We start from the raw sequence: 18565 nt of genomic DNA on the forward strand, positions 1-18565 counted from the left end.
TGTTAGTCGAGAGTGCCCGCGTGGAACCTGAAGTCAGTCGAGTTCATCTCAGTCATGATCCACGCGCACTGCACGACGACCCGTTACTCGACGGGTTGTTGGCGCTCTGCGCCCTGCATCAAAAACCGGCCAGTGCGGCCATGCTCACCACCGGCCTGCCGCTGCCTTCGCAACGGTTGAGTGCCGAGTTGCTATCGCGTGCCGCTGCGCGGGCCGGGTTGCAAGGCCGGCTGCTGCAACGCAAGCTGGAACAGATCCCGACCATTGCACTGCCGGCGCTGCTGTTGCTCAAGGACGGTCGCAGTACCGTGCTGGTGGGCTGGGAGGGCGAAGATCAAGCGCGGATCCTGCTCAGCGAAAGCGACGGCGGTGAAGTGCTGATCAAGCGCGAAGCACTGGCCGACGACTACATCGGCAAAGTCTTCTTTGCACAGCCGCAGCACAAGTTCGACGTCAACCACGGCAGCCTGATTCCGCGGGCACGCTCGTGGTTCCGTGACACCCTCATGCGTTCACGCTGGCTCTACACCGACGCCATCGCCGCCAGCTTCCTGATCAACATCATCGCCATGGCCGCGCCGCTGTTCGTGATGAACGTGTACGACCGCGTCGTGCCGAACCAGGCCACCGCCACCCTGTGGGTGCTGGCCGTGGGTATCTGTGGTGCCTACCTGTTCGACCTGATCCTCAAGAGCCTGCGCAGCCTGTGCCTGGACCTGGCCGGTAAAAAAACCGACCTGATCATCTCGGCCACGCTGTTCGAGCGCATCGTCGGCATGTCCATGAAATACCGCCCGGCGCGGGTCGGCAGCTTCGCGCAGAACATCCACGAGTTTCAAAGCCTGCGCGACTTCCTCGCGTCGCTGACCCTCACCAGCCTGATCGACCTGCCGTTTACGCTGCTGATCTTCCTGGTCATCGCCATTCTCGGCGGGCACCTGGTGTGGATTCCAGTGTTGGCGTTCCCGCTCGCCCTGGGCATCGGCTACGCCTTGCAGAAGCCCCTGGTCGCGACCATGGAACGCACGATGGCGCTGGCCGCCGAGCGCCAGTCGAGCCTGATCGAAACCCTCGCCGGGCTCGATGCGGTCAAGGTCAACAATGCCGAAAGCGAGCGCCAGTATGGCTGGGAGCAGACCATCGGCACCCTTAGCCGGCTTGAGCTGCGGGTGAAGTTGCTGTCGGGCCTGTCGATGAACATGACCCTGCTGATCCAGCAACTGGCCGGCGTGATCATGATCGTGTTCGGCGTGTACCAGATCATCGACGGCAACCTCAGCATGGGCGGCCTGATTGCCTGCTACATGCTCAGTGGCCGCGCCTTGAGCCCGTTGGCCTCGCTGTCGGGCCTGCTGACGCGCTACCAGCAAGCCAAGGTCACCATGACCTCGGTGGACCAGATGATGGAGCTGCCCCAGGAGCGCAACTTCGAAGAGCGCCCCATGAGCCGTCGCACCCTGCAAGGCGCCATCGAGTGCCGGGGCCTGAACTTCACTTACCCGAACCAGCAGAACCTGGCGCTGAAGAACATCAACCTGGTGATCAAGCCAGGGGAGAAAATCGGCATCATCGGCCGCAGCGGCTCGGGCAAAAGCTCCCTGGCCAAGTTGATCGTCGGCCTTTACCAACCCGACTCCGGCTCCTTGCTGGTGGACGGCGTGGACGTGCGCCAGATCGACGTGAGCGAGCTGCGCCACAACATCGGCTATGTCGCCCAAGATATTCAATTGCTGGCCGGCACCCTGCGCGACAACCTGGTCAGCGGTGCGCGCTACGTCGAGGATGAAATGGTTTTGCAAGCTGCCGAACTGGCCGGCGTGCACGAATTTGCCCGCCTGCATCCCCAAGGCTACGAACTGCAAGTCGGCGAGCGTGGGCAGAACCTGTCCGGCGGCCAGCGCCAGAACGTTGCCCTGGCCCGTGCGCTGCTGCTCAACCCGCCCATGCTGCTACTGGACGAACCCACCAGCGCCATGGACAACACCGGTGAAGAACGCTTGAAGCAACGCCTGCAAGCCGTGGTGCAAAACAAGACCGTGGTGCTGGTTACGCACCGAGCCTCACTGCTCTCTCTGGTCGACCGCCTGCTGGTGGTCGACCGTGGGCAGATTCTCGCGGACGGCCCGAAAGCCGTGGTCATGGAAGCGTTGAAGAAGGGGCAGATCAGTGTTGCTTAACTCCATCAAGAGTGCGGTCGGCCGCTACTTCAAAGGCTCCGATTCGCTGCAGGGCCAGCCGCTGCCCGAGGTCAACAAGGCGCTGATCGAAGATGCGCCACGGGTCATCCGCCTGACCATCTGGGCGATCATCGCGTTCTTTGTATTCCTGGTGGTGTGGGCCGGTTTCTCCCAGATCGACGAAGTGACCCGTGGCGACGGCAAGGCGATTCCGTCGTCCAAGTTGCAGAAAATCCAGAACCTGGAAGGCGGTATCGTCGCCGAGTTGTACGTCAAGGAAGGCCAGATCGTAGAGGCCGGCGCGCCGTTGATTCGTCTCGACGACACGCGGTTTGTCTCCAACGCCGGGGAAACCGAAGCCCTGCGCCTGGCCATGCAACTGCGCGTCGAGCGTTTGAGCGCGCAGGTGGATGACCGTCCGCTGAACATCCCTGACGAGGTGTTAAAGGCCGCGCCGAGCCAGGCCGCCAACGAGCGCTCCTTGTATGAAAGCCGCCGTCAACAGTTGAAGGATGAAGTGGGCGGTTTGCAGGAACAACTGGTACAGCGCCAACAGGAACTGCGCGAGTTCACTTCCAAGCAGGGCCAATACCGCAGCCAGTTGTCCCTGCAACGCCAGGAAATCAACATGTCCGAGCCGCTGGTGGCCCAGGGCGCGGTGTCGCCGGTAGAAGTGCTGCGCCTCAAGCGCGCCGAAATGGAAACCCGCGGACAGTTGGACGCTACCACTCTAGCGATCCCGCGTGCTGAATCGGCGATCAAGGAAGTGCAACGCAAGATCGATGAAACCCGCGGCAAATTCCGCAGCGAAGCCCTGACCCAACTCAACGAAGCCCGTACAGAACTGAACAAGGCCGAGTCCACCGGCCGCGCGCTGGAAGACCGGGTCAGCCGCACCCTGGTCACCTCGCCCGTGCGCGGGATCGTCAAGCAGTTGCTGGTCAACACCGTTGGCGGTGTGATCCAGCCGGGCAGCGACATGGTCGAAATCGTGCCGCTGGACGACACCCTGCTGGTGGAAGCCAAGATCCGCCCGCAAGACATCGCCTTCCTGCACCCAGGGCAGGAAGCGGTGGTCAAGTTCACCGCTTACGACTACACGGTCTACGGTGGCCTGAAGGCCAAGCTCGAACGCATCGGCGCCGACACCATCACTGATGAAGACAAGAAGACCACCTACTACATGATCACTCTGCGCACCGACCGCAGCCACTTGGGCACCGATGAGAAGCCGCTGCTGATCATCCCCGGCATGGTTGCTTCGGTGGATATCATCACCGGCAAGAAAAGCATCCTCAGCTACCTGCTCAAGCCGATCATCAAGGCGCGGGCCGAGGCGTTGCACGAGCTTTGATCTTCAGCGCCTGTACCGACCTCATCGCAGGCAAGCCAGCTCCCACATTTGAATGGGTTCACAAATCAAAATGTGGGAGGGGGCTTGCCCCCGATGAGGCCGTCAGCATCACGCTACAGCTCAAACCAAACGCCATATCCATATGCGCTAACGGTATTTAAGCTTCCATCCTTATGCCTATAAATTCACTCCCCTGTCCGCCGGGAATGAATCAAATGTCTGCCACCACCGCCCTCCAAAGCTTCGACATCCACCCGTTCCCCGGCAGCGTCGGCGCCGAGATCATCGGCCTGGACTTATCCCGTCCAGTCAACGAGCAGGACTTCGCCCGCATCCACCGCGCACACTTGGACCATCACGTCATCGTGTTCCGCGACCAACGCATCACCCCCGAACAACAGATCGCCTTCAGCCGCCGTTTCGGCGTGTTGCAGATCCATGTGCTCAAACAGTTCCTGTTGGCCAACCACCCCGAGATCCTGATCGTCTCCAATATCATTGAGAATGGCCAATCCATCGGCCTGGGGGATGCGGGCAAGTTCTGGCATTCGGACCTGTCATACAAAGAACTGCCCAGCCTGGGTTCGATGCTGCATGCCCAGGAACTGCCATCTGAAGGCGGCGACACCCTGTTCGCCGATATGCACAAAGCCTGGGAGCACTTGCCAGGCCACCTGCGCAACGCCGTCGAAGGCCGCAGCGCCGCGCATTCCTACACGGCGCGCTACAGCGAAACCAAATTCGAAGGCAACTGGCGCCCAACCCTCACCCCGGAACAGCTCGCCCAGGTTGCCGAAGTGGTGCATCCGGTGGTGCGCACCCACCCGGAAAACGGCCGCAAGGCGCTGTTCGTCAGCGAGGGCTTCACCACCCGTATCGTCGGCCTGCCCGATGATGAAAGCCGTGACCTGCTGGCCCAGCTCTACGCCCATAGCGTGCTGCCGGAAAACATCTACCGCCACCAGTGGCAGCCCCACGACCTGGTGTTCTGGGACAACCGCTCGCTGATCCACCTGGCCGCCGGGTGCCCAAGCCACCTGCGGCGCAAATTGTTCCGCACCACCATTCAGGGTGACGCGCCTTTCTAACCCGATAAAGCCTGCTAGGATTGCGCCCAGTTCACTCCCAACGAACCACGAGTGCTTGGCATGCAACTACCGGACATGAACCTGCTGGTCGCCCTCGACGCGTTGCTCGACGAGGGCAGTGTGGTGGGCGCCGCGCGGCGGATGAACCTCAGCCCGGCCGCCATGAGCCGCACCCTCACGCGTATCCGTGAAGCGGTCGGTGACCCGATCCTGGTACGTGCCGGCCGTGGCCTGGTGCCGACGCCCAAGGCGCTTGAGCTGCAAGGCCAGGTGCGCAATGTGGTGGAGCAGGCTGCGTTGTTGTTCCGTTCGGCGGACCAAGTCGATTTGAGCACCTTGCGCCGTCGTTTCAGCGTGCGTGCCAATGACTTTTTCATCGGCGTGTATGGCGGGCGACTGTTCGACACCATGGAGCGTGTGGCGCCGTTGTGTGAGCTGCGCTTTGTGCCCGAAGGCGACACTGACGATGAAGCCCTGCGCGAAGGGCGGTTGGACTTGCGGGTGAGCAACACCATGCCGGCCAGCCCGGAAGTGAAGGTGCAGAACCTGTTCTCCACCACCTTTGTCGGTCTGGCGCGGCAAGACCACCCGTTGTTCGACGAAGAAATCACGGCGGCACGCTTTGCCAGCTACTCCCACATCAGCATCTCCCGGCGCGGCATCGCCCGTGGGCCCATCGATACTGCGTTGAATGCTCAGGGCCTGGAGCGCCGGGTGGCCATGATCGCCCCAGGCTTTCACGGTGCGATGTTCATGCTGCCCGATTCCGACCTGCTGTTGCCGGTACCCAAGGAAGCCCTCCTGAGCGCCAAGCGTCTGAACCTGCCACTGCGCGCATTTGCCTTGCCGATTCCACTGCAAACCCTGGTTCTGGCCCAATCCTGGCACCCACGCTTCGACAAAGACCCGGCCCATAAGTGGCTGCGCGAAACCATGCGCGAGAGCTGTCATGCCACCTGGCTAGAAGCCCAGCCGGTATAAAGCGAACGCAATCAATGTGGGAGCTGGCTTGCCTGCGATAGCGGCGCGTCAGACAACACATTTTCATCTGTCAGGCCGCAATCGCAGGCAAGCCAGCTCCCACAGGGTTCAGTGTTGATGTTCAAAGTTGCGTCTGACGCACTTATAACCTGCTAACAAGTAACTTTTTGTCATGAGAGTGCCTGATTAAACTGCTCGGGTATTTCTTATTCCGAGTTACCTGTTCATGACGTCCCTCGCTGCCCCCGTCCTCCAGGCCGCAGCCAAACCTACGGCTCTGAGCCCACCCGTATTCGGCCCGCGCATCATCATCGGCTTGCTCGGCGTATTGCTGGCGGTACTGGTCTCCGGTCTCAACGAAATGGTCACCAAGGTCGCCCTCGCCGATATCCGTGGTGCGCTATACATCGGCTTTGATGAAGGCACCTGGCTGGTCGCCGCCTACACCGCCACTTCCGTGGCAGCCATGGCGTTTGCGCCGTGGTGTTCGGTGACGTTTTCCCTGCGCCGTTTCACGCTGTGCGCCATCGGCTTGTTCACCGTGCTGGGCATCCTCTGCCCGTTCGCACCCAACTACGAAAGCCTGCTGCTGCTGCGTACCGTGCAAGGTCTGGCCGGTGGCGCGCTGCCGCCGATGCTGATGACCGTGGCACTGCGTTTCCTGCCGGCCAACGTCAAGCTGTATGGCTTGGCCGGTTACGCACTGACCGCCACCTTCGGCCCCAGCCTGGGCACGCCGCTGGCGGCGTTGTGGACCGAATACGTCGGCTGGCAGTGGGCGTTCTGGCAGATCGTCGCGCCGTGCCTGCTGGCCATGGCGGCCGTGGCCTACGGTTTGCCACAAGACCCACTGCGCCTGGAGCGCTTCAAGCAGTTCAACTGGCGTGGTTTGCTGTTGGGCTTCCCGGCGATTTGCATGCTGGTGATCGGCCTGTTGCAAGGCAATCGCCTGGACTGGTTCGAGTCGGGCCTGATTACCTTCCTGCTGTGTGGCGGCACAGTGTTGCTGGCGCTGTTCATGCTCAACGAATGGTCACAGCCACTGCCCTTCTTCAACTTGCAGATGCTCGGCCTGCGCAACCTGGCGTTTGCCTTGATCGTGCTGGCCGGCGTGCTGATGGTGCTGACCTCGGTGATCATCATCCCGTCCAGTTTCCTCGCTCAGGTTCAGGGCTACCGGCCGCTGCAGACCGCACCGGTGATGCTGCTGATGGCGTTGCCGCAGTTGATCGCGCTGCCGCTGGTGGCGGCGCTGTGCAACCTGCGCTGGGTCGATTGCCGCTGGGTGCTGGGCATTGGCCTGAGTATGTTGGTGCTGTGCTGCCTCGGCAGTTCCCACCTGACCTCGGCGTGGATTCGTGACGACTTTTATGGCTGGTACCTGCTGCAGATTTTCGGTCAGCCCATGGCCGTGCTGCCGCTGCTGATGCTGTCCACCGGCAGTATCCAACCCATCGAAGGGCCGTTTGCCTCGGCCTGGTTCAACACCGTCAAGGGCCTGGCCGCTGTGATCGCCACTGCGGTGCTGGATACATTGACCACCCAGCGCGGGCATTTCCATTCAACCATGTTAGTAGACCGCCTGGGCAATTCGCCCCTTGCCGACGCTGACGCGCCGGGCCTCGTCCACCGCTTGCACGAGCAGACCGTGGTGCTGACCTCTTCGGATCTTTACGTCGTCATGGCCGGTGTCGCGGTGGCGTTGATCCTGCTGATTTTCTGGATGCCCACGCGGATCTTTCCGCCTCGCGCTCCGGCCTGACCACAAGGACTTTCCATGAAACGCAAAGATAAAATTGCCGTCTCCGTTATCGCCGTATTTGCCGTCGGTGTGCTGGTTTACCTGGTTGCGCCGGGCGTACTGGGCAGCAAGCACCAGACCACCAACGACGCCTTCGTCGCGGCGGATTTCACCCTGGTCGCTCCCCGCGTTGCCGGCTTCATCAAGGAAGTGCTGGTGGAAGACAACCAGCGCGTCAAAGCCGGGCAACTGCTGGCGTTGATCGACGACCGCGATTTTCGCGCCGCCGCCCAGGCCGCCGATGCCGACACCCTGGTCGCCCAGGCCCAGCTGAAAAACGCCAGCGCGACCCTGGAGCGCCAAAGCTCGGTGATCGCCCAGGCCCAGGCCACCGTGGCAGCAGATCGCGCCGAAGTGGCCTTTGCCGAACACGAACTGAACCGCTACAACCACCTTGCCGGCGTCGGTGCGGGCACCGTGCAGAACGCCCAGCAAGCCAAGACGCGCATCGACCAGGCTACTGCGCGCCTGGCTAAATCCACCGCCGTGCTGGCCGCCGAACGCAAGCAGGTGGAAATCCTCACCGCCCAGCGTGACGCCGCCGAAGGTGGACTCAAACGCGCCCAGGCCGCGCTGGAAATGGCCAGTTATCAGCTGTCTTACACGCGCATTGTCGCACCGGTGGATGGCATGGTCGGTGAGCGTGCGGTGCGGGTCGGCGCCTATGTGACACCGGGCAGCAAGATCCTCGCGGTCGTGCCGCTTTCTGAAGCCTATGTGGTGGCCAATTTCCAGGAGACCCAACTGTCGCATATGCACGCGGGGCAAGCGGTGCAAGTCAGCGTCGACAGCCTTGACGGCGAACTGCTCAAAGGCCATCTGGAAAGCCTTGCGCCAGCCACGGGAGTGACCTTCGCCTCGGTCAAACCCGACAACGCCACCGGCAACTTCACCAAGGTGGTGCAGCGTATTCCAGTGAAGATCGTGCTTGAGCCGAACCAGCCATTGACCGAGCGCCTGCGCGTGGGCATGTCGGTAGAAGCGAGCGTCGATACCCGGCCCGTCGAGCAGCAGCGTGAGGTGGCCCAGCAATGAAACACGTTGCCTGGCTCACCTTGAGCCTGATCACCCTGAGTGCCTGCACGGTCGGTCCCGACTTCCAGCGGCCCGAGAGCCCGCAGATCAATCAATGGAGCGAACCTCAGGGCCGACAAGCTGCCAGCCGTGCCGTCAGCGATCCCTTGCAGGAGCGCTGGTGGGACGTGTTCCACGACGCGCAGCTCTCAGCCCTGACACGCCGCGCCCTCAGCGATAACCTCGACCTGAAGTTGGCCAGCAGCCGCCTGCAACAGAGCCGCGCGGTACGTCAGGTAACCACCGCCGAGCGCTACCCGAATGTCGATGCGGGCGGCGGCTACCAGCGCAAACGTAACAGTGGCAAAGGCTTGAACGACCCCTCCGGCGAGAACGGCCGCGCAGCTTTCAACCAATGGGACATGGGCTTCTCGGCCTCTTGGGAGCTGGATTTCTGGGGCCGGGTCAAGCGTGAAACCGAAGCAGCCGACGCCACGCTGGAAGTTGCCGAAAACGACCGTCGCGCCGTGTTGTTATCGGTGCTGGCCGAGACTGCCCAGGACTATATCCAACTGCGCGGCGTCCAAAACACCCGTGCCGTCACCGAGCAAAACCTTGATGTTGCGCGCCACAGCCTCAAGCTCTCGCAATTGCGGTTGGCCGACGGCGTGGCCACCGACCTGGATGTGGCCGAAGCCGCCGCCCAGGTCGCGGCTATCGAAGCGCGCCTGCCGGATTTACAACAGCGCCAGGACCAATTGATCAACGCCCTTAGCCTGCTGATGGGCGAGCCGCCTCAGGCCTTGCACGCGCAGTTGTCCAAAGACGCTCCCGTGCCGCAAACCCAACGCCAGGTCGCGATCGGCCTGCCATCGGAACTCGCCGAGCGTCGCCCCGACATCCGCCAAGCCGAAGCCCGCCTGCACGCTGCCACTGCCAGCATCGGCGTGGCCAAGGGCGACTTCTACCCGCGCATCACCCTGTCTGGCAGCCTCGGCTCCCAAGCCATGCAGCTCTCGGATTTCGGCTCCTGGGGTTCCCGTGCCTTTGCCTTCGGCCCGCAGTTGAGCCTGCCGCTGTTCAACGGCGGGCGCCTGCAAGGCATGGTGGATTTACGCGAAGCCCAGCAACAGGAAGCGGCCCTGGCCTACCAGCAAACCGTGCTGCGTGCCTGGCATGAAATCGACGACCAACTGACCCGCTACAACGCCAGCCAACTGCGCCGCGACAGCCTCGCGGAAGCCGTGCGCCAGAACCAAATTGCGCTGACCACCGCCCAACACCAGTACGTCGAAGGCGTGGCGGATTTCGTCAACGTACTCACCGTGCAGAGTGCGTTGTTGGCGACTCAGGAACAGTGGGTGGAGAGCTCCACCGGCGTGTCATTGGCCATGGTCGGGCTGTACAAAGCGTTGGGAGGAGGGTGGGAGTCGGTGTATCCGTTGCAGGCCGCTGGGCGCTGAGTGAGAAAGAGTTTTTGTCAGTCGTCAAATAAGATGTAATGATAATTGCTCTCAATAACACTTCTGAGCTTTTCATGGGCATCGCGACTGACGGCCAGCAACAGCTTCACATCCTGTACCGCGACCATCACGGCTGGCTGCAAGGCTGGTTGCGCAAGCGCCTGGGCGACCGTGAGCAGGCCGCCGATGTGGCGCAGGACACCTTCCTGCGCCTGCTGGTGGCCGGGCGTTTCCCGGGTGACAAGGAAAGCCGCAGCTATTTGGCGCAGATCGCCCGTAACCTGGTGATCGACCAATGGCGCCGCCTGCGCATCGAACGTGCGTACCTGGAAAGCATCGCGCACCTGCCCGAGCCCGAGTCGCCTTCCCTGGAAACCCGCGCGCTGATCCTCGAAACCCTGATGCAGATCGACGCCATGCTCGACCGCATGCCCGACAATGTACGCCGTGCGTTTTTACTTTCGCAGTTCGAAGGCTTGAGCTATGCGCAAATCGCCGAACGCCTGGGCGTCACCGTCAGCTCGGTGCAGAAGTACATGACCCGCGCCATCGTCGCCTGCTACCAGGTGGTGTACGAAGAATGAAGCACGACGCGCCCATCGCCCCCGCGATTGTCGAGCAAGCCAGCGAGTGGTTGATGCTGCAATGGGGCGGCGAGCTCAAGGGCGAGCAGCGCCAGGCGTTTGCCCGCTGGCAGGCCGCTGACCCGGAACACCGCCGCGCCTGGCAGCGCTTGCAGCAGCTGCAACACACCCTGGGCGGTGTACCTGCCGACAGCGCTCGCGCGGTATTGCGCGACACCCCGGATACCCAACGTCGGGCCGCGCTCAAACTGCTCGGCCTGCTGTTGGTGGCCGGTGGCAGCGGCTACCTGGTGCAACGCAGCGAACCCTGGCGAGCGGCCTTTGCAGAGCTGCGTACCGCCACGGGCGAAATTCGCCAGATGACCTTGAGCGACGGCACGCAACTGGACCTCAACAGTGACAGCGCCGTAGACCTGCGTTTCAGCGCTACCGAACGACGTATTCGGCTGATCCGAGGCGAGGTCTTGCTGACCAGCGGCCACGATGCCTCGCGCCCGCTGATCGTCGAAACGCCTGCCGGTGATGTACAGGCGTTGGGCACGCGCTTTGCGGTACGTGAATTGCCCGACGGCAGCCGTGTGGATTTGTATGAAGGTTGCCTGCGGGTCACGCCGTTGCAGGGTGCGCCGGTGCATATGCAGGCAGGGGACAGCCTGTGGTTCAACGCGCGTCAAAGCACCGCGTTGCCGGCAGTGAGCGCCAATGCCAGCAGTTGGACCGAGCATCGTCTGGTTGCCGAACGTCAGCCGTTGGGTGAGTTCGTGGCGCAACTGAGTCGCTACCGCCCGGGCCTGTTGCGCTGTGATCAGGCGGTGTCGAACCTGCTGTTGACCGGCGTGTTCCCGCTGAACGACACCGACGCGATCCTGGCCGCCTTGGAGCGTTCGTTGCCCGTGCACGTGCAGGCGGTGACCCGTTATTGGGTAACGATCAAGGCGCGGATCTGAAAATACTTTGTACAGGGCTTGTCGGTTTTTGCGGCCCGTTCGGGATACCTCTTGAAAGCCAATCAAGAAGCGTTCTCACGGGGAGTCCTGCCATGTCGCACCACCCAATCCAACCTTTGGCCCGCGCGCTGCGTCGTGGCCTGTTTGCCGGCCTGCTGGCAACGGCTCCTGTACTGCCGAGCATGGTTCAAGCCGAAGAAAGCACCGAAGCGCTGCGCAGCTATGACATCCCTGCGGGCAGCCTCGACCAGGCGTTGAACCGTTTCGCCAGTGCCTCAGGCATCCTGCTGTCGGTTGACGCTTCGCTCACCGACGGCAAGCGCAGCGCCGGCTTGAAAGGGCGTTATGGCGTAGGGTCGGGGTTGCAGCGCTTGCTGGCGGGCAGCGGTTTGGCGGCTGTGCAGTCCCAGGGCGGTTGGTCGTTGCAGGCCCTTTCCGGCGACGGAGCCTTGCAGTTGGGCGCGACCCAGATCAGCGGCCGGCAGGCGCAGGAAAGCGCCTGGGGTCCCGTGGACGGTATTGTCGCCAAGCGCAGCGCCTCGGGCAGCAAGACTGACTCGGCGCTGGTGGAAATCCCCCAGACCATCAACGTGATCACCGCCGCCGAGATCAAGGCACGTGGTGCCCAGAGTGTCACCCAGGCGTTGCTCTATACCCCCGGTATGAGCGCTGGAGGTTTTGCCGACCGAGTCAAATTGTTCGATGAGCCGACGTCACGCGGCTTCTCGCCCACGCCGCTGTACTTGGACGGCCTGCACCTGCCTTATGGCGGCGGCAGCACAGGTGGCGCGTTGCAGATCGAGCCGTATTCCCTGGAGCGCATCGAGGTGCTCAAGGGCCCGGCGTCCGTGCTTTACGGCCAGAACCAGCCGGGCGGTATCGTCAATATGGTCAGCAAGCGCCCCAGCGAAACGCCGAGACACCAAGTGGTACTGGAAGCCGGCACCTACGAACACAAAAGCGCGGCCATCGACCTGAGCGGCCCGTTGGACGAGGAGGGGCAGTTTCTCTACCGCCTGACCGGCCTGGCGAATGACGCGCAAGACGAAATCAACTACGTCGAAAACAAGCGCCAGTTCATCGCCCCCAGCCTCACCTGGCGCCCCAACGACGATACCAGCCTGACCCTGTTCGCCCAGTACCAGAAAGATAAAGGCGTGCCCGAAGCCCAAGGCCTGCCGGCGTCCGGCACGCTGTGGGACAACCCCAACGGCAAGATCAAGCGCGATGTGTTTATCGGCGAGCCGGGCGTCAACCAGTACAACCGCGAGCAATACGTGCTGGGTTACGAAGTTTCCCATCGCCTCAACGACATCTGGACCCTTAAGCAAAACGCCCGTTACGCCGAGGTCGACGACCGCTACACCGCGCCCTTGCACGGCTACCGTTTCGTCGCCAACCCAAACACCGGCGTGCAAGACCAGCGTTACCTGCAACGCTTCGGCGTGGACTGGTCGCAGACCAACAAAGTGTTCGGCGTGGACAGTATCGCCCAGGCCGAATTTGACACGGGCGCGCTGTCCCACACCTTCATCGTTGGCCTGGACTACTACCATTCCAACTCGCAGTTCCATGGCCTGTACGACCGCAACCCGCCGATCATTGACCTGTTCAAACCGGTGTACGGCCAGCCCTTGAACTTCGGCCAACCGTACCGCTGGGATCGCACCATCACCCAGACCGGCCTGTATCTGCAGGACCAGATCAAATTGGATAAATGGGTACTGGTACTCGGTGGCCGCTATGACTGGGCGAATGTGGTGAACAAGGAGCCGATACAGGACACCCGCTTTGCCAGCAAAGACCAGGCGTTCACCGGCCGTGCGGGCCTGGTGTACCTGTTCGATAACGGCTTGTCGCCCTTCGTCAGCTATTCGGAATCCTTCCTGCCGCTGGCCGGCACTGATGCGAACCGAAAACCCTTCGAACCCTCCACCGGCAAACAGTACGAAGTCGGCGTGAAGTTCCAGCCACCGGGCCAGAAGAGCTTCATCCAGGCTTCTGTGTACCAACTGGACCAGGAAAACGTGCTGACCACCAACCCGGTGGATACCACCTTCAGCACCCAAAGCGGCGCCCTGCGCTCGCGAGGTGTTGAACTGGAAGCCAAGGCCGTCTTGAGCGATGCCTGGGACGTGGTCGCCTCGGCTGCGCGCAATGACGTCAAATACACCAAGGACAACGATGGCCGCCAAGGTCGCCACCCGGCCGGCATCTCCCCACTCACCGCCTCGATGTGGGTCAACTACACCGTGCTCGGCGACACGCCCTTGGCAGGGTTGGGCGCGGGCTTGGGCGTGCGTTATGCCCGTCAAAGCCTGGGCGACGACTACGAAGGCGCTTTTAATGTGCCGTCCTACAGCGTCTACGATGCAAGCCTGAGCTACGACCTGGGCGCCTCGCCGCTCAAGCTCAAGGGCGTGAAACTGGCGATGAACGTGCAGAACCTCAGCAACAAGACCTACGTCTCGCAGTGCACCAGTGATTTGGATTGCTACTACGGGGAAGGACGCACGGTGGTGTCGAGCCTGACGTACGATTGGTAACTTAGCGTTTAGGTGATATTTGCTGCGGCGCGCACCCTTCAAGGGTGCGCTCTGTTGCCGCCCTACACCAGGTCCGCTGCAAATCGTGTACACACATTGGAAAGCATGCGTACCTCGGCACCGCTACAGCCTGCCGCTTCGAAAAAGCCGGAGGCTTCTCGCACGACGGCATACATATCCGTGACGATGGACCTTGCTTCATCCGCCCCCAACCCAAAGCGTTCAGGCGTACTCAGCAAATTACTGACAGACGATACCCGGCCTTCATTGCCGATGATGAGCGCCTGCAAGCCTAGTTGGGTAGGGTGGGGCAACACGTCAAATACTGGCGCAAGGGAATAGCCCGAGGCGCTGGTCAGCAGCAGCCCGGTTTGTTTCAGGTGGTCGTCGCTATTGCCGATGAGCACGTTGAAGGCCATACGCTTGTAAAGCTCGCGCATGTCAAAGGTGGCATCGTCGCAGACCTTCTTCAACACGTCGGCGATCCTGGAATAGGAAACGGCACCGTCAGCTGCATCAACCCGCATTCTTGGCTTCTGCGTGCTTACCAAAGAGTTGCAGCTGACATAGTGCTCGCGACCAGCGCCTTCATGTCGATCAAAACGCTCGACCATCAAGACCGGTTTGCCGGCGACCTCTACCAACTTGTGCCCGGCTGCGGGTAGACCTGCTGCATCCGCCATTTGAAGGCTGGCGAATTCCGCCCGTGGCTGATCGAACACATCGTCGCTACGGCCGAGTTTAGCAATCCATTCCTTACCTTCATGAGTCACGGTGACCTTCGGCCTGGCGCCGCCCATGGAACTCCCAAACTCGAATAACCGTGCGATTTCCACGGGCAGGTCGACGTCACCTTTCTCGACTCGATCAAGGCCCACCATGATTTTCTCAAGGTCTTCGAATTGCGGGGGGTGGTGCAGGGTTGGCAGCTGGCTTCTTGACGCACTGAACAGCAGGCAACCCACTCCTGCTCCCCGCGATGCAAGCAGCCATTCAACTTCGTTTTGTGGATGCTGTTTGTGGGTCGCCAGCAGAACACGCCGGCCCCAATTGTCGGGCGTTGCGTCGTCGAGCACACCAAACATGCGCGTCGAGGAATACTGGTTAGGGGTCAGTGGCAAACTCAGCGGGTCAATCGCAAATGCGTCGGGCCGCGCGAGCCAACTGTTGGCGTAGCGAAAAACGAATCCATTCCCATGCATGGCCACTTCGCCAACAGGGACCGGGTCACCGACTAAGTGAGCTGAAAAAACAAAGGCATTACCAATCGGCTTCCAGGACATCGTGTTCTCCTTCAGTGCGAATGCGCTCAGGCTCACGGGCGAGGCTCATGGTAATCCCAACCTGGTCAAGTTCTGGTGACGCAATGCTCGCCATACCTTCTTCCAAGTCCATCGCGCTAAGCACATTCATCAGCACGCCGAGGGATACGCCGGCCTCGCCCTGCCTCAGCCGCTGATACGTCTGCCGCGTAATGCCCGCGCGGCTGCATATGGTGGAAATTTTCAACCGGCGACGAATGCGGGCTATTTCGATACCGTTCCCGATACCTCTCATCAGCTCAGCGCTTCTCTCAGAGATGTACCCTTTGTGCGGGTAGGGTTTCGCTGTTTCTTGCATGATATATCACCCTTTAAAGCAACAAAGGTAACTTATATCATCCAAGCCTCTAAGGCCACCTGCAAAAAACCGGCTCGAGGCCGGCTTTTTGCAGGGTTGGAAGAATCAAAGGTTTTGCAAAAACACCACATACCCCCGAAACCACTCATCGGCCCCCAGATACCCCGGCTCTTGCCACTCCCCGCCCTGAATCAAGCCAATCTTGAACGGCACGCCCAGCCGATTCATCCGCGGCAAATACGCGGCATAGTCAGGGATGCTGTGACGCCCTTGATACGTCTGCACCACCACTTCATCCACCACGCCCTTGAGTTGGGCGATAGCGGCCGGGTCGGCGTTGCTGCTCCAGTCCATCAGGCCGGTGATGCTCAACCGCAGGTCGGCAGGCAGGCGCTGGCGCAGGTCGCGCAGAAAATCGGCGTATTCGTGCAGATATTGGGTGCGGGCGTCGAAGTCGATCTGGATGCCGATCACCGGGTTGCCGGCGTCACGCCAGCGTTGCACCTGGCCCAGCACCTGGGTGTAGACCCGTTCCGGCCAGCGCAAGGTGTGGGCGCGGTACACCACCCAGACGTGGCCTTGAGTAATACGCGGCACGCTCATGCCCTGGGCGATCAATTGCACGCCGCGCTGGGGCGCGCGACGAGTGGAGTTGATCTGGCCTTGCAGGATGTACAAGGTTTTTGCCTGCTTGATCACCGGCTGAGGCTCGACGCCACTCCACAGCCAGAAGGCGTCATAGGCGCGGGCGTCCACGGCACCAAAAGCCGGGCTTGCCAGCAACAGCAAGCCCAGCCACAGCGGCTTCACCAGTAGTACTGCAGCGATTTGCCCCACTGGGTATCGGCAAAACCGCTCTTGAGTTGGCGGAACCAGGCTTTGCGCACCGCCGGCGCCACGTCTTCGCCGCCGCAGCTGTTGTAGCCGGCCGGCGCGTAGCAGTTGATGGCGCGGAACAGCGCATAAGCCTTGTCGGTTTTCGGCGCCTTGGCGTTGGCGATCACCTGTTTGTAGCCGTCCAGGCGCGAGAAGGTTTCACCCTTGAAGTCCGAGTCGGTACTGCCCAGGCTGCCGGCGGCGCGGGGTTGTTCCAACGGCATGCCGTCCAGGCCGTTGCGCAGGATGAACTCACCGAAGCAGTTCAACGCATGCGGGTTTTTGGCCTCGTTCTGCAAGGTCGCCGCGATTTGCGCGATGCTTGGGCAGGCGTAGCCGGATTCGGCCTTGTCGCCGTTCCATTGGAACAGCTTCAAGGTCTGGCCACTGGTATAGGTGTAGCCCAGGCTGGTGCCGAGTTTGTCGTCAGAGAGCGAGGCCTGCTTGAGGTCATCGGCGAAGGTGGCGTACTGGCCGCGCAGCAGGTCTTTGTAGAGGAGCACGAATTGCGCGCTCTGACGCTCGGTCGGGTCGCTTGCGTTGGCGATCTGCTGGCGCAGCAGGTCGGGGCCTGCGACGTTACGCAGCAGGATGTAGCGCACTTGCTTGGCGCTGATCGGTGAGTCGGCGGCGAACACCTTGGCCAATTGGCCGCTGCGCTCGTAGTTCATGGCCAATGCCAGCTCGAGCTGGTCACGTTGCAGCGGTTGCTTGGCCAGCGGCAGCAGTTGCAGCCACAGGGCTTCGGCGGCCTTCCAGTCCTGCTTGGCTTCCAGAGCCAGGGCGCGCAGGGTCTGTTGGCTGAAGGCGAAGTAATCCAGGCTCGACGGCACATCCGCCGGCAGGTGCTTCAAGGCCGCGTCGGGTTGGTGTTCGACGTACAGGGCATAGCTGGCTTGCAGGAAGTCAAAAAGCGCCGGCTCACTGGCGAAGGTGCTCTTTTGCTTATCCAGGTCTTCACGGCTCAACAGCGGCGGGGTGTGGGCGCGCATCGCCATCAGGTCGCTGACCACTTGCAGCATCGGGCTGTTCGCCGCTTTATTGCCGACCATCAGCAACTTGAGGTCAGCCTCTTCCACCAGTTCGTCCACGCTCACATTGCGCTGGGCCTCAGTGGCCTCGGTGAACTGCCAAGTGAAGTCTTCGGCAAGCCTGGCGTCGTCGTTCGCCAGCCAGTGCACACGGCGCAACAGGCCACGGGCCGACGCAACGTAATCGCCCTGTGGATAATGTTTCAGGTAACTGAGAAAACCTTCTTCGGCATCGCTCAAGGCCGACTTATCCACATGCTCGCGTTGCGGCATGCCGTATTCGTCGAAGGCTTCGGCCTGGGCCTGATTCAGCGACGTACGCGCAGTCATGTACAGCGCCGTTTCCTTCAGCCACGGCACATCGCTGGTGGCGGCGGCGGCGAACCCGCGCTCGGCGTAATCGAAGCGCCCGCTGTAGAAGTCGCCGGCGGCCTGCAAATAGGTGCGAAACAACTGGGCGTTGGCCGAGGGCGTCAACTGCGCGTCCACCACCTGGCGGCTCCAGTCACAGGTGGTCAGCAGCTGCAGGCGTGCTTTTACCAACACATCGCGCTCGGCGGGCGGCATCTGGGCCTTGATCACCTGGCTGATAAACGCCGTGGCGCTGTCATCGTCATTGCTGCGGCAACGGCTGCCTTCGCCATTCAGGAAGGCCTGGCCTGCGGTCTTGTACTCCTCGCGCTTGATGCCCAGGGGCTGGAGCAGCGTGTCGAGTTCGGCTGTGCGTGAATCGTCAGCCTTGTTGTCAGGCTCCTCATTCGTGGCCGGAACCGGCACCAGGCGGTACACCGGAAACGGCACCGGGCCAAAGCCTTGCGCCAAATCGTCTTCGCCCAAGGCATTCGGAGCCAGGGGCGCAGCTTTTTTGTCGGCCAGCAACAGGCGCAGGTTCACCCGGCTGTCGTTGCCAGGGCTGAGAAACGGCTGGTTGCTGCACGGCTCGTAGCTGTCACGCGATACCCGCCAATCGGGGTAACACGAGTCGTCAGAGCTGGCCTGGGCCGGTAGGGAAAAACCGGCCAACAGGGCCAGGGCCAGAGGTGACAGCAAACCGATGCGCATAACGTTTCCTTGATCCTGAGT

At 61.8% G+C, this 18565-nt stretch carries 14 protein-coding genes; 10 read left to right on the plus strand and 4 right to left on the minus strand.

The genetic code is table 11. The features are described from left to right. Positions 1–20: 20 nt before the first annotated feature. The 10 genes from AB4P90_RS01585 to AB4P90_RS01630 all read left to right on the plus strand — a co-directional run bounded on the left by AB4P90_RS01585 (position 21) and on the right by AB4P90_RS01630 (position 13955). Positions 21–2177 carry a type I secretion system permease/ATPase gene (locus AB4P90_RS01585; protein WP_019819525.1) on the plus strand — a complete coding sequence of 719 codons (2157 nt, stop codon included), beginning with the start codon at positions 21–23 and terminating at the stop codon, positions 2175–2177. Further along, positions 2167–3531: an HlyD family type I secretion periplasmic adaptor subunit gene (locus tag AB4P90_RS01590; protein WP_395605592.1), complete on the plus strand. Its 1365-nt coding sequence runs from the start codon at positions 2167–2169 to the stop codon at positions 3529–3531. Before AB4P90_RS01585 ends, AB4P90_RS01590 begins: the two co-directional genes overlap by 11 nt. A gap of 215 nt (positions 3532–3746) precedes the next feature. Next, the gene (locus AB4P90_RS01595; protein WP_014716370.1) at positions 3747–4619 is read left to right on the plus strand and encodes a TauD/TfdA family dioxygenase; all 873 of its coding nucleotides are present in this window, start codon (positions 3747–3749) and stop codon (positions 4617–4619) included. A 60-nt stretch (positions 4620–4679) separates the two neighbouring features. Next, the gene (locus AB4P90_RS01600; RefSeq protein WP_003187445.1) at positions 4680–5600 is read left to right on the plus strand and encodes a LysR family transcriptional regulator; all 921 of its coding nucleotides are present in this window, start codon (positions 4680–4682) and stop codon (positions 5598–5600) included. A 226-nt stretch (positions 5601–5826) separates the two neighbouring features. Next, the gene (locus AB4P90_RS01605; protein WP_395605593.1) at positions 5827–7362 is read left to right on the plus strand and encodes an MFS transporter; all 1536 of its coding nucleotides are present in this window, start codon (positions 5827–5829) and stop codon (positions 7360–7362) included. Between the two features lie 15 nt (positions 7363–7377). Next, the gene (locus AB4P90_RS01610; protein ID WP_014716373.1) at positions 7378–8436 is read left to right on the plus strand and encodes an HlyD family secretion protein; all 1059 of its coding nucleotides are present in this window, start codon (positions 7378–7380) and stop codon (positions 8434–8436) included. After that, positions 8433–9878, plus strand: a complete 1446-nt coding sequence (locus AB4P90_RS01615; protein WP_014716374.1) for an efflux transporter outer membrane subunit — start codon at positions 8433–8435, stop codon at positions 9876–9878. The genes AB4P90_RS01610 and AB4P90_RS01615 overlap by 4 nt, the downstream gene beginning before the upstream one ends. 74 nt (positions 9879–9952) lie before the next feature. Next, the gene (locus tag AB4P90_RS01620; protein ID WP_019819531.1) at positions 9953–10462 is read left to right on the plus strand and encodes a sigma-70 family RNA polymerase sigma factor; all 510 of its coding nucleotides are present in this window, start codon (positions 9953–9955) and stop codon (positions 10460–10462) included. Then, positions 10459–11409, plus strand: a complete 951-nt coding sequence (locus tag AB4P90_RS01625; protein ID WP_395605594.1) for a FecR domain-containing protein — start codon at positions 10459–10461, stop codon at positions 11407–11409. Before AB4P90_RS01620 ends, AB4P90_RS01625 begins: the two co-directional genes overlap by 4 nt. 92 nt (positions 11410–11501) lie before the next feature. Further along, a complete protein-coding gene (locus AB4P90_RS01630; protein WP_038448397.1) occupies positions 11502–13955 on the plus strand; it encodes a TonB-dependent siderophore receptor in 2454 nt (817 codons plus the stop codon). Positions 13956–14017: 62 nt separating this feature from the next. Here the strand turns inward: AB4P90_RS01630 and AB4P90_RS01635 are convergent, their stop codons facing one another. The 4 genes from AB4P90_RS01635 to AB4P90_RS01650 all read right to left on the minus strand — a co-directional run bounded on the left by AB4P90_RS01635 (position 14018) and on the right by AB4P90_RS01650 (position 18544). Further along, complete coding sequence (locus AB4P90_RS01635) at positions 14018–15238, minus strand: type II toxin-antitoxin system HipA family toxin (RefSeq protein WP_081339094.1); 1221 nt, start codon at positions 15236–15238, stop codon at positions 14018–14020. Continuing rightward, the gene (locus tag AB4P90_RS01640; protein ID WP_014716379.1) at positions 15216–15575 is read right to left on the minus strand and encodes a helix-turn-helix transcriptional regulator; all 360 of its coding nucleotides are present in this window, start codon (positions 15573–15575) and stop codon (positions 15216–15218) included. Before AB4P90_RS01640 ends, AB4P90_RS01635 begins: the two co-directional genes overlap by 23 nt. 105 nt (positions 15576–15680) lie before the next feature. Beyond that, positions 15681–16385: a DUF3142 domain-containing protein gene (locus AB4P90_RS01645; protein WP_014716380.1), complete on the minus strand. Its 705-nt coding sequence runs from the start codon at positions 16383–16385 to the stop codon at positions 15681–15683. Next, on the minus strand, positions 16382–18544 hold the full coding sequence (locus AB4P90_RS01650) for a hypothetical protein (RefSeq protein WP_038448401.1): 2163 nt from the start codon (positions 18542–18544) through the stop codon (positions 16382–16384). Before AB4P90_RS01650 ends, AB4P90_RS01645 begins: the two co-directional genes overlap by 4 nt. Between the last annotated feature and the right edge of the window lie 21 nt (positions 18545–18565).

This window comes from Pseudomonas sp. B16120 (assembly GCF_044218845.1).
GTDB classification, from domain to species: Bacteria; Pseudomonadota; Gammaproteobacteria; order Pseudomonadales; family Pseudomonadaceae; genus Aquipseudomonas; species Aquipseudomonas paracarnis.

Excerpts from the sequence above, each read along its gene's own strand:
- AB4P90_RS01635 (WP_081339094.1), bottom strand. The coding sequence starts at position 15,238 with ATGTCCTGGAAGCCGATTGGTAATGCCTTTGTTTTTTCAGCTCACTTA.
- AB4P90_RS01625 (WP_395605594.1), top strand. The coding sequence starts at position 10,459 with ATGAAGCACGACGCGCCCATCGCCCCCGCGATTGTCGAGCAAGCCAGC.
- AB4P90_RS01640 (WP_014716379.1), bottom strand. The coding sequence starts at position 15,575 with ATGCAAGAAACAGCGAAACCCTACCCGCACAAAGGGTACATCTCTGAG.
- AB4P90_RS01600 (WP_003187445.1), top strand. The coding sequence starts at position 4,680 with ATGCAACTACCGGACATGAACCTGCTGGTCGCCCTCGACGCGTTGCTC.
- AB4P90_RS01595 (WP_014716370.1), top strand. The coding sequence starts at position 3,747 with ATGTCTGCCACCACCGCCCTCCAAAGCTTCGACATCCACCCGTTCCCC.
- AB4P90_RS01650 (WP_038448401.1), bottom strand. The coding sequence starts at position 18,544 with ATGCGCATCGGTTTGCTGTCACCTCTGGCCCTGGCCCTGTTGGCCGGT.
- AB4P90_RS01620 (WP_019819531.1), top strand. The coding sequence starts at position 9,953 with ATGGGCATCGCGACTGACGGCCAGCAACAGCTTCACATCCTGTACCGC.
- AB4P90_RS01615 (WP_014716374.1), top strand. The coding sequence starts at position 8,433 with ATGAAACACGTTGCCTGGCTCACCTTGAGCCTGATCACCCTGAGTGCC.
- AB4P90_RS01630 (WP_038448397.1), top strand. The coding sequence starts at position 11,502 with ATGTCGCACCACCCAATCCAACCTTTGGCCCGCGCGCTGCGTCGTGGC.
- AB4P90_RS01610 (WP_014716373.1), top strand. The coding sequence starts at position 7,378 with ATGAAACGCAAAGATAAAATTGCCGTCTCCGTTATCGCCGTATTTGCC.
- AB4P90_RS01605 (WP_395605593.1), top strand. The coding sequence starts at position 5,827 with ATGACGTCCCTCGCTGCCCCCGTCCTCCAGGCCGCAGCCAAACCTACG.